This is a genomic window from Shinella sp. (genome assembly GCF_052438155.1).
Classification (GTDB): domain Bacteria; phylum Pseudomonadota; class Alphaproteobacteria; order Rhizobiales; family Rhizobiaceae; genus Shinella.
Genome location: NZ_JBQVPI010000052.1, coordinates 1 through 14,981, shown reverse-complemented (window position 1 = coordinate 14,981; position 14,981 = coordinate 1). Strand labels below are relative to the sequence as shown.

Here is a 14,981-nt window from a genome sequence, read left to right as displayed (position 1 = left end):
AAAGCTGATCGGTGACGACGGTAGTCGCCAAAGACTGGTCCGGACGATCCACGGGAGAGGTTTCCGCTTTGTTGGAGACGTTCAAGTGGTTGCGCGCGCATCTGACCTGCATCCTGCCAGCGCGACTGCCCTCCCGCATACCATTGAACCCGGCTGCTCGAGCGCAAAAAACGGAAAGCCCTGCATTGCTGTTCTTCCGTTTGTGCTCGACGGCGCGCCAGGTCAGCATGATATCATCGCCGACGCGCTGCCGGCAGACATCATCATGGATCTGTCGCGGCTTCACTGGCTGTTCGTAATAGCGCGCGGATCGAGTTTCCGGTTTCGGGGTGCTGACGCGGACCCGGTTGCCGTGGGGCGGGCACTTGCCGCCGGCTACTGCCTCACGGGCGCGGTGGAACTGCAGGGGCATCAGATCAAAGTCGCAGTTGCGCTGGTCGATAGCCAAGATGGGCAGACCATCTGGGCTGAGATCTTCCGCGGCCCGATCAACGACCTGCAGCAGATGCGTCCGGACATCGAGGCTCAGGTGGTGGCGGCACTGGAGATTCACATCCCGCGCAATGAAATCCGCATGGCCCGGTCAAGGCCTGCCTCCGAGCTCGATGCCTGGTCAAGTTATCATCTCGGGCTCGATCAAATGTACCGCTTCACGCAGGCGAACAATGCCCGCGCAGCGCAGCTGTTCGAACATTCCCTGACGCTCGACCCCTATTTCTCGCGGGCGTTGAGCGGGCTTTCATTCACCCACTTCCAGAACACGTTTCTCGGTTTTGCCCGCGATCCGGTGGCGGAGATGGAAGCCACCAGCGCGCTTGCCCTTCGCGCGGTCGAAGCCGACCGAATGGATCCTTTCGCCTGTTTCAGCGTCGGCCGCAGCCTGTGGCTGGAGGGTCGGCTGGAACTATCGATCGAATGGTTCGACCGATCAACCGACTTGAGCCCGAATTTTGCGCAGGGAATCTACAACCGCGGTCTGGTCGGGACGATGGTCGGAGATGTCGAGCGGGCCAACATCGACCTGGCGATGGCGCTCGAACTCAGCCCGCTCGATCCGCTGGCGTACGCTATGGTCGCCAGCCGGGCCCTGATTGAAGTCCAGCGCAGTGATTTCGAAGCGGCAGCCAAGCTCGGTGCCCGTGCTGCAATGATGACCGGCGCGCACCAGCACATCAAACTGATCGCAGCGTTCACGGCACAGCTCGCGGGGCGAAAACCAGACGCGCTCTATTGGCTGCAACGCGCCAGAGCCACGGACCCGAGGCTTAGTTCTGCTGTCTTTTTCCGTTCATTCCCCTTCAGCCTGACGCGTGGCCGCGAGACGATTGAGAAGTGCCTAAGGGATCTTGGAGTTTGATTGTCTGCCAAGGGCTGCGGATTGCCCGGATGGGGCAAATCGAAAGGCCTGGCGAGCGAAAGAGACGAACATTCGTTTAACCGACCCACCTTCCACCGCTATGTGGAATGTAGCAGCTTTTCGATTTCGCGCGCAGGATCCTTCCATCCCAAAGTAGTAAAGTTGCTCTCTAGTTTGAGCTAGCATTGCCGTATCAGGGTTGGCTTGTGTTAGTAAAACCGGCCGTTTCCGGAACCGCCAGCCAATGGCAGAAATGTCCAACGATGCGGCGGTCGCCTCCAGCAGCCCCTCCCTCAGACTCAGTAATTCCGAACTGGCTTCAGGAATGTCGGCTTACGCCATATCCGGTAACTCGAAAGTTTGACAGCTACCGGGCGGCAAAATTTGGTCGATTCCCTCGCCGTCTATAAAGTTCGCTAAATGTCCAATGAGTGCTTTGCGGACGCGCTGTTCCAACTTTATGCGCGGATGCGGACTTTGGGTGTCAGCGCAATATCCGTCTGCAGATCGAGCCATTCTGAACTCAAGTCAGCCGCTTCAGCATTGGCATGGGTCACGTCACCGACCAGCAGCAACGCAGGGTCCCTGTCACCGACCGCTGCCATCAGCAAAGCCAGGCTATCAAGACGACCATGGATAAGTCGCTCGCGGGGCGTTGAGACATTGACTGCGATCAGGATGGGCGTGCTCGGCTGCAAGCCGTTGGCTATCAGCCGCTCTGCTATATGCGGGGCTGCGGCGCGGCCCATATAGATCGCAAGTGTCGTTTGCTCACCCGCGATCGCTGACCAGTCTATGTCATTTTGCCCATTCCCGCAGCCTTGCGCCGTAATGAAGGTCAGCGCCCTCGTGCTGTTGCGTCTGGTCAGCGAAAACACGCCAGAAGCTGCCGCTGCACTGGCGGCCGTGATCCCGGGGCACACTTGCACGCGAATGCCCTTGGCTTGCAGTGCATCGACCTCCTCGGTCATCCGCCCGAACACCGCAGGATCACCGCCCTTCAGCCGAACCACGCGGTGTCCGTTTTGCGCGGATTTCACCAGCAAGCCGTTGATTGCAGGCTGGGCCATCGAATGCCGCCCCGACCGTTTGCCCACAGGCACCTGCATCACATGATCGGGGATCAGATCGAGGATCTCCCGGCTGACCAGCGCATCGTGGAACACGATTGAGGCCATCGCCAGCAATCGTTCGGCTTTCCGGGTCAGCAGATCGGGATCGCCTGGGCCAGCGCCGACCAGCCAGACATCGCCGGAGCCAAAACTGATGTCAGCCATGGGCTGCCTCCTTGTGTTGCGTGATCAGCCGCTGGATTGCGGGTTTGCATGAGCCGCAGTTTGTGCCGGCGCACAGCGCGGCTCCGACGGCCTCGGTGGTCATCAACCGCTGGCTCGCGATCGCCTTGGTCAGCGTGATCGTGCCGATGTCGAAGCAACTGCAGACAATCGCGCCGCGATCAGGCGCGGGTGTGGCAGAGCGCCCGGCCAGCAGATCGGTCGCACTGGCCTCAGAGCCACCCAGCTGGGCAATCAACCATTCGCGCCGGGGTAGCCGGCTGAGCGGACCGATATACAGAGCCGCCACGACCACGCCGTCGCGCAGGATGGCAAACCGGTGCTGACCGTGCGCGCTGTCATGGCTTTCGATGCGTTCGCCGCGCGGCAAAATCCGCTTTGCGAATGCAAGTGGATCGCCATCACCTGCCAACTCGACAAGCCACCCGGCCTTGGTCCGCACCTTGGTCGCATAGCTGGCTGGCATTGGATCAGGCAGTACCGAGGCGATGAGAAATCCGTGCCAATCGGCAGCGAAAGGCAAAATGCGCGCCGGTGCGTTCTTGAACCCGGGCTGGCCCGAATGTGGATCGGTAGCGGAGCGAGCAAGTGCACCAGTGCGACCGCCCGTAGACTGCTGGTCGGTCCAGTGGATCGGCACGAACAGTTCGCCGCGCCGTTGCCCATCGCTGATGCACACCCGGTAGACGCTGCTGCCCTGCGGTGTTGCAACCAACGCCAGCCCGCCATCGGACAGCCCTTGTGCCAGCGCGTCTTCAGCATGAATTTCAACGAGCGGTTCCTGCCGATGCTGGCCAAGCCGTGCACTCAGGCCAGTGCGGGTCATGGTGTGCCACTGGTCGCGGTAGCGCCCGGTGTTGAGCGTCAATGGCCAGGCCTTGAGCGGCTTGCCAAGCTCCATCTGTGAGACAGGGACCAGCTGCGCCTTGCCATCCGGCGTTGAAAATCGACCATCGGCAAAGGCGTCTCCGCCCCAGCGCCAGGGTTGCATCGCGTTATAGGCAAGGTTGGAGATCGCGGCGTGGCAGCCGATGTCGAACACCCTTTTTCCGGCATTCTGGTAAGTAGAAAGCCGCGCATGTTCGCGGTAAATGTCGGCAGAACTGTCAAAGCTGAACGCCTCGCGCCAGCCCATCGCGCGCGCGATCTCCTTGATGATCCACCAGTCTGGCCTTGCCTCGCCCGCAGGCGGAAGGAACGCGCGCTGGCGGCTGATCACCCGTTCGGAGTTGGTGACCGTGCCATCCTTTTCGCCCCAGCCGGTTGCGGGTAGCTTCACATGCGCAAAGGCGCTGGTGTCGGTATTCGCGATGCAATCGGAGACGACCACGAACCGGCATGCGGCCAATGCTTCGCGCACGCTTCCTGCATCAGGGAGCGACACCGCCGGGTTGGTCGCCATGATCCAGACCGCCTTGACCCTCCCCTCACCGATCGAGCGAAACAGGTCGACCGCTTTGAGGCCCGGTTTGGCCGCGATCGTTGGTGAGGCCCAGAAACGGCGGACGAGATCGCGGTTTTCGGGCGCGAAATCCATGTGCGCGGCCAGCGTCGTGGCCAGCCCGCCGACCTCGCGCCCGCCCATCGCATTGGGCTGGCCGGTGATGGAGAAAGGGGCTGCGCCGGGCTTTCCGATGCGGCCCGTGGCCAGATGCAGGTTGAGGATGGAATTGACCTGATCGGTGCCGCGGATCGATTGGTTGATACCCTGGCTGAACATCGTAACCGTGCGCGGGTGCGCGGCGAACAGATCGAAGAACGCCTGTAAATCCGCGGGGGGTAGGTCGCAGGCGCGGGCGACCGACCAGAGGTCATGGTCGTTCTCCAGCGCTTCCCAGAAGCCATCCGGCACATTCACACTACGTTCGACGTAATCGCGGTCGATGTGTCCTTCCCGCATCGCAAAGGCCAGCAGGCCATTCATCAGAGCGACATCGCTGCCGGGTCGCAACGCCAGGTGCAGATCGGCATCGGCGCAGGTTTCGGTGCGGCGCGGATCGATCACCACCAGCTTCGAGCCACGGGCTGCGCGAGCAGCCATGATCCGCTGATAGATCACCGGATGACACCAGGCGGTGTTCGATCCGACCAGCACGATCAGATCGGCAGCGTCCAGATCGTCATAGCTGGCAGGCACGACATCCTCACCAAAGGCGCGCATGTGCCCGGCGACCGCGCTCGACATGCACAGCCGCGAATTGGTGTCGATATTGGCTGATCCGATAAAGCCCTTCATCAGCTTGTTGGCGACGTAATAGTCCTCGGTCAGCAGCTGGCCCGATACGTAGAACGCGACGCTGTCGGGGCCGTATTGATCGATCGTGCGGCGGAACTGGCGCGCAACATGCGCGATGGCCTTGTCCCAGCTCGTGCGTTTCCCGCTGATTTCAGGGTGGAGCAGACGGCCTTCATGGCTGAGCGTCTCGCCCAGATGGGTGCCTTTGGAGCACAGCCGTCCGGCGTTTGCGGGATGTTCTGGATCACCAACAATCGCTGCGCTCTGACCATCGGCAGCAGGCGTGGCGAGCACGCCGCAACCGACGCCGCAATACGCGCAGGTGGTGCGTGTTGCGTTCACGCCGCCAACCGCAGCGCAGCGGCCCGCTCGATCATGATGCGCCCGCTGTGGACCTCCACCGGGATCGTTGGCGTGCAGCCTTTGTCTGTTCCCTGCGCTTCACCGGTCGCAAGGCTGATCACCCAATTGTGCAGCGGACACGTTACGCTGTCGCCGTGGACGATACCCTGGCTGAGCGGGCCGTGCTTGTGCGGGCAGCGGTTGACCAGCGCATATATCTGGCCAGAGCCGGTGCGGAAGACCGCAATTTCCTCGCCGCCCGCCACCTTGATGGCGCGCGAACCGCGCAATGGCACCTCTTCTACTGCGCCAACATCAATCCATTGCGGCATCATGGTGCAACCCCTTCCAATTGTGTGATGGGTCGGAACTCGGCCATCGGACGGTGCAGGTTGCGGTCCTGACCGGCGGCACGCTCTGCCCATGGATCGTCCTGGCTGAACGATTGTGCCACCCAGAAGCGCGCGGCCAGCGCATCACGCCCCACAACATCGTCGATCAGCAGCGCGCGCAGCCACTCCATCCCCATCCGCTCTATCCATGGCGCGGTGCGCTCCAGATAGCGGGCATGTTCGCGGTACAGCTGGACGAAAGCCGCGGCCATGTGGATCGCCTCTTCCTCGGACGCCACCTTGCAGAGCAAATCGGTGCCGCGCAGGTGGATACCGCCATTGCCGCCGACATGCAGTTCATAGCCGCTGTCGACGCAGATGACGCCGAAGTCCTTGATCGTCGCCTCGGCGCAATTGCGCGGGCACCCGCTGACCGCCATCTTGAACTTGTGCGGCATCCAGCTGCCCCAGAACTTGCGCTCCAGCTTGACGCCCAGCCCGGTCGAGTCCTGCGTGCCGAACCGGCACCACTCGCTGCCGACGCAGGTCTTCACCGTGCGCAGCGCCTTGCCATAGGCATGGCCAGAGACCATCCCAGCAGCATTCAAATCGGCCCAGACGGCGGGCAGATCCTCCTTCTTGATGCCGAAGATGTCGAGCCGTTGGCCCCCGGTCACCTTGACCATCGGCGCATCATATTTCTCGACGACATCGGCGATGGCGCGCAATTCTTTCGGGTTGGTGAGCCCGCCCCACATGCGCGGCACCACCGAATAAGTGCCGTCCTTCTGAATGTTGGCGTGCATCCGCTCGTTGACGAACCGGCTCTGCTGGTCATCGACATATTCGCCGGGCCAGGCGCACTGAAGGTAATAATTGAGCGCCGGGCGGCACGAGGCACAGCCATCGGGCGTGGCCCAGTGCAGTTCCTGCATCACCTGCGGGATGTGTCGGAAACCGCGTTCGACGATCAGGGGGCGTACCTCGTCGTGGGTGAAGCTGGTGCATTTGCACATCGGCTTGGCAGTGCGTTCGCCTGCGTATTCGTCGCCCAGGCTGATCGCGAGCAGGGTCTCGACCAATCCGGTGCAGGAACCGCAACTGGCCGATGCCTTGCAGGTGGCGCGCACGCCATCGAGCGTGCCTGCCCCGTCCGCTATGCACGCAGCCACCTGGCCCTTGCTGACGCCGTTGCAGCCGCACACTTCCGCATCGTCGGAAAGCGCTGCAACGGCGGCCTTAGGGTCCGCTTGCCCCCCTCCAGAGGCGAACGCCTGACCGAAGATCAGCGCATCGCGAATCTCGGTCACGTCTTCGGATCGCTTGAGCAGATCGAAATACCAGTTGCCGTCGGCGGTATCGCCATAGAGCACCGCGCCAATCACGCGGTCGTCTTTCACCACCACGCGCTTGTAGACCCCGCGCGAGGCGTCGCGCAGCACGATGTCTTCAGCGCCATCACCGCCGGCAAAATCGCCGGCGGAAAAGACATCGATGCCGGAGACCTTGAGCTTGGTCGCGGTGACCGATCCTTCGTAGCTGCTGCCCTTGCCGGTCAGCCCATCGGCGAGCGCACGGCACATCTCCCAGATCGGTGCGACCAGGCCATAGACCTGCCCGCGATGCTCGACACATTCGCCGACCGCGAGGATCGCCGGGTCGCTGGTCACCATCTGGTCATCGACCAATATAGCGCGATGGACGGCGAGCTCTGCCTCTTTTGCAAGCCTCACATTCGGACGGATGCCCGCCGCCATCACCACCAGGCTTGCCGGAATGATGCGACCGTCGGTCAGACGCACGCCCTCGACCTTGCCCTCTCCAAAGATTTCCGCGGTGTTGGCGCCGGTCAAGATGGTCTGACCGCGACCCTCCAATGCCGCTTTCAGCAGCCAGCCCGCCGCTTCGTCCAGCTGGCGCTCCATCAGCGTATCCATCAGGTGAATGACGGTGACCTGCATACCCCGCAAGGCGAGCCCATGGGCTGCCTCCAGGCCAAGCAGGCCACCGCCGATCACCACGGCATCCCCCCCCAGGGCGGCCGTGTGAACCATCATGTCAACGTCCGCCATGTCGCGGAACGAGACGACACCGGGCAGATCCTTGCCCGGCACCGGAAGGATGAACGGGTCCGATCCGGTGGCGATCAGCAGCCGGTCATATCGCGCGACGCGGCCCGATTGCGCGGTGACCGTCTGCGTGTCGCGGTCGATGGCGATGACAGGATCGCTGACCACCAGATCGATGCCATGGTCGGCATACCAGCTGCGATCGTTGATCACGATCTCGTCGAAGGTTTTCTCGCCTGCCAGCAGCGGCGAGAGCATGATGCGGTTGTAGTTCACATGCGGCTCGGCACCGAAAATGGTGATGCGGAAACGGTGCGGATCGCGCGCCAGCACCTCTTCCACCGCGCGGCACCCGGCCATGCCGTTGCCGATAACGACCAGATGTTCGCGGTCCATGCGTGTCTCTCCTTTCACAGCAGATATTCCATTTGCAGCCACAGCCTGCGGGTGTCGGTGCCAAACTGGTGGGCGCGGTAGGCGGCATATTTGACCAGCAGGCCGATGTTTTTGGACAGCTTGAAGGTCGCTTGCGCGTTCCATTCATCGCCATAGTCCTGGCCCAGCCGGTCGCTGTCGAAGCGGTGGTAGATGACCGACAGGTTCACCGGTCCACGTGCTGTCGGCAGCGCGTAGCCGAGCCCGGCATAGGCATCGCGCAGGCCGTTGGCGGGCGTAGTGAGGAACAGATCGGCCCAGCCGTTGAACTTGTGCGCGGTGGCCAATGGCGTCTGAAAGCTGGTGAACGGCAGGCCCGACGATGCGCCGAGAACCTCGTATCCGCCTGTCAGCGTAAAGCCATGCGCGGCCAGTTGCGCCTCGCCCAGCCAGTAATCGGCCGAGTAGGTGTTGGCGTTCCCCTTGTAGTCGCTCTGCCGGGCGTAGCTGGCGATGATGCCGAGCTTCAGCTTGGGCGAGAGCGCAAAAGATCCGTTGGCGCGTGCGCCATAGGTCTGACTGGAGAACTGCCGTCGTCCCGCCTGGTCCTGATCGACCAGATAGGCAAAGCCCTTGATCGCGACCGGTCCCGCCTTGCCGCCCAATTGGGCCAGCAGATTGTCACCGCCGATGGATTGCAACGGGCTGTCGATGCCAAAGATGCTGCGCACCGACCAGCTGTAGGTGATATCGGCGGTGAGCGGGCCGAGTGCTGAACTTTCCAGCCGCACCGCATCATAGGTCTGCTCGTTCTGCCGCCAAAGCACCGTACCGACAAATCTTTGATCGTCGAGGTTGATGCGCTGGCGGCCCAGCGTCACCACCGTTTTTGGCAGGCCGCGATACTGGAGCTGCAGACGATTCAGCTCGATCGTTTCCGGATCGGCCACCACCGGAAACGCGGTCCGGCCGTTGACCGTGCTGTTATAGTCGCCGTTGATCGCCAGCGTCGCCTCGGCCTCGGCGAGCAACGACCACGGCCCGCTCTTCGCCTCAAGGCCGCTGCGCATCCTGAACGTTAGCGCATCAGCCTGTTCGGCCTTGCCCTGCTGCTCGACACCCTCATAGCGCAGCCGGGCATCGATCAACGGCGTGAGCTTGAGCGGCTCAGCCAGCACCGGACTGGCGGCCGAGGCGGCGACAACCGCCCCGGCGAGGATCCCAGCTAGCCGCGCGGTCATATGCGTGCGCCTTCGAGCGCGGTCGGCCAAGTGGCGCGCCAGCGGGTCTTGACGCTGACCAGGCTGGCAAAGGCAACCAGCGCAAGCCCGGCGAAGATCAGGAAGCCCCATTGCGGGCTGCCGGTCAGCTGCTTGGCCAGACCCAGCGACGAGGCGAGGTAGAAGCCGCCAACGCCCCCTGCAAAGCCAACCAGTCCGGTCATCACGCCGATCTCGTCCTTGAACCGCTGCGGCACCAGCTGGAACACCGCGCCATTGCCTGCCCCCAACGCCAGCATCGCGCAGACAAACAAGGCGAGCGCCAGTTCGACCGTCGAGGGGCCGAAGCTGATCGCGATCAGCACCGCGGCGGCAACCAGATACACTGCCATCAGCGTCTTGGTCCCGCCGATCCGGTCAGCGAGCGCGCCACCCATCGGACGGACGAGAGATCCGGCAAACACGCACGCTGCCGTGCAATAGCCCGCCACCACCGGGGTCAGCGCGAACTGGTCGACGAAGTAGATCGAAAGCGACGCGGCAAGGCCCACGAAACCACCGAAGGTGACGCCGTAGAACAGCATGAACCACCATGCATCGGCTTTCTTCAACGGCTCAAGATAGGCGAAGATCGACTTTGGCGCGGGAGGGTTTGGCGCATCCTTGGCCAGCACCATGTAGATGACGAAGGTGATCGCCAGCGGGATGCAGGCAAGGCCCAACACCGCGTTCCAGCCGAACGCCTTGGCCAGCAGCGGCGCAAACAATGCGGCCAGCACCGTGCCCGAATTGCCCATGCCCGCAATGCCCAGCGCGGTCCCCTGATGCTCGGCAGGATACCAGCGGCTCGCCAGCGGCAGTGCGACGGCAAAGCTGGCACCGGCAAAGCCAAGTATCACGCCCAGTGCCACGGTACCGCCAAAGCTGTTGACTCCCAGCATCCAGGCCGTCGCCAGGCCGCCGATGACGATCAGCTGGCCGATGGCGCCGGTGGACTTGGGGCCGATCTTGTCGACCAGCACGCCGTTGACCAACCGCAGCACCGCGCCTGCCAGCGTGGGTATCGCGACCATCAAGCCCTTCTGGGCGTCGTTCAATCCCAGATCAGTGGCGATCATCGGCGCGAGCGGGCCGAGCAGTACCCAGACCATAAACGCCAGATCGAAATATAAGAATGCCGCAAACAGCGTCGGGCGGTGTCCCGCCGACCAGAAACCCTTGTTCATGATAAACCCCTTTGATGGTGCGGCGCGGAAGACCCGTCCGGCTGGTGGGACCGAGCGCATACGCCGGGGCTTGTTGGCCGGAGCGCAGGGGGGAGCACGCGGTGATGATGGAGAAGCAGCGAGACAATGCTCGCGAAGGCAGCGACAGGGCAGCTGACGATGGCCGCGCCCGAGAGCTGGACAATCCCGTCTGTCAATCTGGCGGAATGAACCGTCAAAGCCATGCTCCTTTCAGACACGAAAAAAGCCGCCTCGAAGCGCGGTCATCAGGACCGGTTCGGGCGGCGTCATTGCCATGCTTCGTATTAACCGAAGCGGCCAGTTCAGCCCTTCATTGGACCGCCCTGGTTATGATAGACCACGCATCATTGCCTGATCTTCCTATAAGTTGTCAGCGAATCGACTATAGCGCAAGCTAATTTTTGTGCGTTGCAGCATTTGCAATTGTTCAGGCTAGAATGCTCATATCATGGGCTTTGTGCACTGGTGCTCCAGGTAGTCCATCGCCCGGTCAGGATCGAACTGAACGCGATCGAAGAATTGGTCTTCACCGAGAATCAGTCTGCCCGTCTGGCTGGAAGCACCACGCGGCACGCTGTTGGCACCTTCCACCTTGGCACTGGCGCCGGGCAGTATGGCATCAGTCCCAGCAAGCGCGGACCTGTAGATGTCAGGACGGAACACCTGGGCTGCTCCGGCAAAACCCGCCTCGCTCGCTTCGGCATGCCCCCAGCGCGCCATCTGCGAATACAGCCACATGGCCTGACTGCGCCAGGGGAAGTTGGCGGCCTCGCGATGCTGAAACATGAAGTCGGGATAATGAATGGCATCGGCCCCCTGCGTGAGCCGGATCCGGTCCGTGGTCGCCCGCAAGATCGTTTCGCGGGGTGCGTCCAGATATTCCGACCGTGACAATATGGCCGCATTTGCCTCTGTATTGCCAGGCTCGACGAAATGCGCAGCCGCTCTGTGCAGCGCTCGCACTAGCCGCTCGGTTGCGTCGGTGTCGGCCTGCGGACCATCGAGCCGCACCGCCAGCACTTTTTCCACACCGCGCCGCCAGATCTGCGCAGTGGCCAGCATGATCCGCCCGACACCGCGATCCACCGCGATGCTGTTCCACGGTTCGCCAACGCAGATGCCGTCAACATCGCCGCAGGCCAGTGCATCGGCGGCGAAGGGCGGGCTGGTGACGGTGATCTCGACATCGCGGTCAGGCTGAATACCTACGCCAGCCAGCCAGTAGCGCAGCATATAGTTGTGGCTGGAATAGCGATGGACCACCCCGAAACGCAGCGGCTTGCCGATGGCGACACGGCGTTCCGCCTCCTGCTTCAACCTTGCGCCGATTTCGAATGGGTCACCGAGCGTGTTGTCGAGCATCAGGGCATCTGCCAATGCCGTTGATACAGTAAGCGCGTTGCCATTGAGACCGAGCACGAACGGGACGGCGAGCGGCACAGCCGGCCTGTCGCAGCCCAATGCGGTGGCTATGGCCAGCGGTGCAACCATGTGTGCCGCATCCGTCTGCCCATACGTCAGACGGTCGCGTACCGCCGCCCAGGTGATGTCGCGGACCAGTTGCAGGTCCAATCCTTCATCCTCGGCAAAGCCCAGCTCACGCGCCAGGATTGGCAGTGCCGCATCGACCAGCGGCAGGAAGCCGATCCTCATGAGGGTGTTGCTCATGGCATATCTCCCATCAGGGCTTCGCTGGTTACGATCGCCTCGGCGACCTCGGCAATGCGGCGGTTCGAGCGCATCGCATGGTTGCGCAGCAGGGCATAAGCAGCAGGCTCGTCCAACCCTTTGCGCTTCATCAGGATCGCCTTGGCGCGATCGATTGCCTGCCGGTCTGCCAGCGCGGTCCGTGCTTCCGCCAACTCGGCCTGCAACCGCGAAAAAGCCTGAAAGCGGCGAATGGCGAGGTCCAGCACCGGCTTGATGCGCTGCTTAGCCAAGCCATCGACAACATAGGCCGATACGCCCGCATCCACCGCTGCACTTGTCGACTCGGCATCGCTCTGGTCCACGAACATCGCGATCGGCCGCGCAAGGGCACGCGACATCGCGAAGAAGTCCTCGAGCATATCCCGACTCGGGTTCTCAAGATTGATCAGCACAACTTCGGGTGCGGCGCGCTCGATCTGCGCGGCAAGGCCTGCGGCATGGTCGATGATGACGAGATCGGTGAGGCCAGCCTCACGCAAGCCATCCGAGATGATCGCTGCACGGGTGGTGCTAGTGTCGATGATCGCGATCCGCATGACGATGGCTAGTAGCGTTCAATGCTCGATGGCAGCAAGCTTTCGCGAACCGCCGCCGGGTTTTTGACAATATCCGCGAGACTATAGCGATCGAGATGCCTGAAAAATGCCTCGAGCGCGCCGGCCAGGGCATGGCGCAGCTGGCATGCTGGCGTAATCACGCAGGTATTGGTCGAGGGATCGAAACACTCGACGAAGCTGCCGGTTTCTTCCATCGTCCGCACAACTCTGCCGACATTGACCTGATCCGCGGCCTGCGCCAGCCGAAGGCCGCCGGTTCGACCTCGCACTGCCTCAATAAAGCCTTCTGCCACCAGGCGTTGCGCCACCTTCATCAGGTGATTCTTGGAAATGCCATAGGCACCAGCGATTTCGCCAATCGACCTGTGGCCATCATGGACCGCCAGATACATCAAGGTGCGCAGGGCATAATCGGCGTGAAGCGACAATCTCATTAAACATGCATATCGAATATTGCTATTAAGTGCCAGCTGCGTTAAACGATGCAAATGATTTACATCTTATCAGTGATACGATCATGACGGCGACCGCCCATGCCGAGCGCATACGCGCGGCCAAGCGTGCGGAGGCTCACGAGGTAGGGATCGACGACACGTCGATCAGCCTGCTGGTCGATCGCTTTTACGCCCGCATTCAGACTGACGATCTGCTGGGGCCGATCTTTGCCCAACACGTCACGGACTGGTCACAGCATCTCCCGCGGATGAAGGGATTCTGGGCCTCGATCATGATCGAGCCGGGCCATTTTAGCGGCAGTCCGATGCAGAAGCACATTGCGCTCGGCATCCTCACCAAGGCCCATTTCGATCGCTGGCTGGCGCTGTGGCATGAGACCGTTACGCAGAACGTTGCGAGCCCCGCAGCGGCAGAAAGATTTCACACGTCGGCGCACCGGATTGCCGACAGCCTGCTGACCGGAGTGCTGGCGCAGCGCGGCGGGCTGGCGGCTTTGCGCATACGGGCACAAAAGCTTGCACCCCTGGAAACGAAACCATGACGCTCACCCCCTATGCATCCTCGCCAGTGTTCGACGAGCAATCGCTGCCCGATAAGCTGCGCAACGACCATCGCACCAAGGACGGGACCTGGGGGCTTTTGCGCGTCCTTGACGGCGAAGTGCGGCTGATCTTCACCGAACCGCATCGTGAGGTATTGGTCACGCCAGACACGCCCGCGCCGATTGCACCGCTGGCGACACATTACGTGGTCCCACTGGGCAAGATGACGATGCAGGTCGAGTTCTACCGGTCCGAGCCGGTTCTCAACGACGCTACAGCACCCGAGGCGTCCGGTGGATGATTTCACCATCGCGCGGATCGTCCATGTCGTGGCGGTGCTGTTCTGGATCGGAGGCGTGGGCTTTGTCACCTGGGTGGTGATGCCGACCATCCGGCAGAGCGAAAGCGCCGCCGACAGGCTGGGGAAATTCCACGCGATCGAGGGGCGCTTCGCCTGGCAGGCAAAGATCTGGGTGCTGCTCGCAGGCGCCAGCGGCTTCTGGATGGTGCACCGGGCCGGGATGTGGAGCCGCTTTGCCGAGCCCCACTTCTGGTGGATGCATGCGATGGTCGCGCTCTGGGCGGTGTTCACGCTGATGCTGTTCGTGGTCGAGCCATTGTTCCTGCACCGCCGCCTTGCAATCTCGCAGACCCCGCAGGCCGATTTCCAGCGCATGGAGCGCGTCCACCACATCCTGATCATGCTTGCTTTGATCACGCTGGCGGGTGCCGTCGGCGGCAGCCACGGCCTGTTTTGACCAGTCAATCGCCGGTGCCGCAAACACGCGGCATTGCATCCAGAAGGAGAACATCATGACCAGAATATTGAGCGCCGCGACTAAGGCCATCGTCAATTCGACCGCACCTGCGCTGCAGCAGCATGGCGTTGCGATCACGCAACGTATGTACGAGCGTCTGTTTGTCGACCCTGCGGTCAAGGCGATGTTCGATGAAGCTGCACAGGAAAGCGGAGAACAGCCGCGCCGTCTCGCAGCAGCCATTCTCGCTTATGCGCAAAACATCGACAAGCTCGAGGCGCTGACCGCACCGGTGATGCGCATGGCTGCGCGGCATGTCGAGACAGGCGTCAAGCCCGAGCATTATCCAATGGTCGCAGATGCCCTGCTGCCCGCCATCCGCGACATTCTGGGCGAGGCCGCAAGCGATGAAGTTTTGTCGGCCTGGGGTGAGGCCTATTGGGCACTGGCAGACATCCTCATTGGCACGGAAGCAACCCTTTACC

At 62.3% G+C, this 14,981-nt stretch carries 14 protein-coding genes; 5 read left to right on the top strand and 9 right to left on the bottom strand.

Annotated features, from left to right (window positions below):
• Nucleotides 1-1,357 (top strand): winged helix-turn-helix domain-containing tetratricopeptide repeat protein (locus ACT6VE_RS33075; protein ID WP_444802435.1); only part of this gene is annotated, 1,357 nt, incomplete at its 5' end.
• Between the two features lie 458 nt (nucleotides 1,358-1,815).
• Here ACT6VE_RS33075 and cobA read toward each other — a convergent pair.
• The 9 genes from cobA to ACT6VE_RS33030 all read right to left on the bottom strand — a co-directional run bounded on the left by cobA (nucleotide 1,816) and on the right by ACT6VE_RS33030 (nucleotide 13,174).
• Entirely contained in the window at nucleotides 1,816-2,634 is an 819-nt protein-coding gene (cobA, locus tag ACT6VE_RS33070; RefSeq protein WP_444610088.1) for a uroporphyrinogen-III C-methyltransferase, read from the bottom strand.
• A complete protein-coding gene (locus tag ACT6VE_RS33065; RefSeq protein WP_444802434.1) occupies nucleotides 2,627-5,230 on the bottom strand; it encodes a molybdopterin-dependent oxidoreductase in 2,604 nt (867 codons plus the stop codon). The genes cobA and ACT6VE_RS33065 overlap by 8 nt, the downstream gene beginning before the upstream one ends.
• The gene (gene nirD / locus ACT6VE_RS33060) at nucleotides 5,227-5,562 is read right to left on the bottom strand and encodes a nitrite reductase small subunit NirD (RefSeq protein WP_444802436.1); all 336 of its coding nucleotides are present in this window, start codon (nucleotides 5,560-5,562) and stop codon (nucleotides 5,227-5,229) included. The genes ACT6VE_RS33065 and nirD overlap by 4 nt, the downstream gene beginning before the upstream one ends.
• A complete protein-coding gene (gene nirB, locus ACT6VE_RS33055; RefSeq protein WP_444610086.1) occupies nucleotides 5,562-8,027 on the bottom strand; it encodes a nitrite reductase large subunit NirB in 2,466 nt (821 codons plus the stop codon). The genes nirD and nirB overlap by 1 nt, the downstream gene beginning before the upstream one ends.
• Nucleotides 8,028-8,041: 14 nt before the next feature.
• Nucleotides 8,042-9,247 carry a porin gene (locus ACT6VE_RS33050; protein ID WP_444802433.1) on the bottom strand — a complete coding sequence of 402 codons (1,206 nt, stop codon included), beginning with the start codon at nucleotides 9,245-9,247 and terminating at the stop codon, nucleotides 8,042-8,044.
• Nucleotides 9,244-10,452 carry a nitrate/nitrite transporter gene (locus ACT6VE_RS33045; RefSeq protein WP_444802432.1) on the bottom strand — a complete coding sequence of 403 codons (1,209 nt, stop codon included), beginning with the start codon at nucleotides 10,450-10,452 and terminating at the stop codon, nucleotides 9,244-9,246. The genes ACT6VE_RS33050 and ACT6VE_RS33045 overlap by 4 nt, the downstream gene beginning before the upstream one ends.
• 462 nt (nucleotides 10,453-10,914) lie before the next feature.
• Nucleotides 10,915-12,141, bottom strand: a complete 1,227-nt coding sequence (locus tag ACT6VE_RS33040) for a CmpA/NrtA family ABC transporter substrate-binding protein (protein ID WP_444610703.1) — start codon at nucleotides 12,139-12,141, stop codon at nucleotides 10,915-10,917.
• The gene (locus ACT6VE_RS33035; RefSeq protein ID WP_017671402.1) at nucleotides 12,138-12,719 is read right to left on the bottom strand and encodes an ANTAR domain-containing response regulator; all 582 of its coding nucleotides are present in this window, start codon (nucleotides 12,717-12,719) and stop codon (nucleotides 12,138-12,140) included. Before ACT6VE_RS33035 ends, ACT6VE_RS33040 begins: the two co-directional genes overlap by 4 nt.
• 8 nt (nucleotides 12,720-12,727) lie before the next feature.
• Nucleotides 12,728-13,174: an RrF2 family transcriptional regulator gene (locus ACT6VE_RS33030; RefSeq protein ID WP_291056300.1), complete on the bottom strand. Its 447-nt coding sequence runs from the start codon at nucleotides 13,172-13,174 to the stop codon at nucleotides 12,728-12,730.
• Between the two features lie 83 nt (nucleotides 13,175-13,257).
• On the opposite strand from ACT6VE_RS33030, the gene ACT6VE_RS33025 reads away from it, so the two are divergent.
• The 4 genes from ACT6VE_RS33025 to ACT6VE_RS33010 all read left to right on the top strand — a co-directional run.
• Entirely contained in the window at nucleotides 13,258-13,737 is a 480-nt protein-coding gene (locus ACT6VE_RS33025; protein ID WP_284459507.1) for a group III truncated hemoglobin, read from the top strand.
• Complete coding sequence (locus ACT6VE_RS33020) at nucleotides 13,734-14,039, top strand: DUF1971 domain-containing protein (RefSeq protein ID WP_291056305.1); 306 nt, start codon at nucleotides 13,734-13,736, stop codon at nucleotides 14,037-14,039. Before ACT6VE_RS33025 ends, ACT6VE_RS33020 begins: the two co-directional genes overlap by 4 nt.
• Nucleotides 14,032-14,496 (top strand): hypothetical protein, encoded by a 465-nt coding sequence (locus ACT6VE_RS33015; protein ID WP_444610849.1) that lies wholly within the window; start codon nucleotides 14,032-14,034, stop codon nucleotides 14,494-14,496. Before ACT6VE_RS33020 ends, ACT6VE_RS33015 begins: the two co-directional genes overlap by 8 nt.
• Before the next feature lie 55 nt (nucleotides 14,497-14,551).
• The coding region (locus ACT6VE_RS33010; protein WP_444802431.1) for a globin domain-containing protein at nucleotides 14,552-14,981 on the top strand (430 nt) is incomplete at its 3' end.

Excerpts from the sequence above, each read along its gene's own strand:
- ACT6VE_RS33025 (WP_284459507.1), top strand. The coding sequence starts at position 13,258 with ATGACGGCGACCGCCCATGCCGAGCGCATACGCGCGGCCAAGCGTGCG.
- cobA (WP_444610088.1), bottom strand. The coding sequence starts at position 2,634 with ATGGCTGACATCAGTTTTGGCTCCGGCGATGTCTGGCTGGTCGGCGCT.
- ACT6VE_RS33035 (WP_017671402.1), bottom strand. The coding sequence starts at position 12,719 with ATGCGGATCGCGATCATCGACACTAGCACCACCCGTGCAGCGATCATC.
- ACT6VE_RS33030 (WP_291056300.1), bottom strand. The coding sequence starts at position 13,174 with ATGAGATTGTCGCTTCACGCCGATTATGCCCTGCGCACCTTGATGTAT.
- ACT6VE_RS33045 (WP_444802432.1), bottom strand. The coding sequence starts at position 10,452 with ATGAACAAGGGTTTCTGGTCGGCGGGACACCGCCCGACGCTGTTTGCG.
- ACT6VE_RS33040 (WP_444610703.1), bottom strand. The coding sequence starts at position 12,141 with ATGAGCAACACCCTCATGAGGATCGGCTTCCTGCCGCTGGTCGATGCG.
- ACT6VE_RS33020 (WP_291056305.1), top strand. The coding sequence starts at position 13,734 with ATGACGCTCACCCCCTATGCATCCTCGCCAGTGTTCGACGAGCAATCG.
- nirB (WP_444610086.1), bottom strand. The coding sequence starts at position 8,027 with ATGGACCGCGAACATCTGGTCGTTATCGGCAACGGCATGGCCGGGTGC.
- nirD (WP_444802436.1), bottom strand. The coding sequence starts at position 5,562 with ATGCCGCAATGGATTGATGTTGGCGCAGTAGAAGAGGTGCCATTGCGC.
- ACT6VE_RS33050 (WP_444802433.1), bottom strand. The coding sequence starts at position 9,247 with ATGACCGCGCGGCTAGCTGGGATCCTCGCCGGGGCGGTTGTCGCCGCC.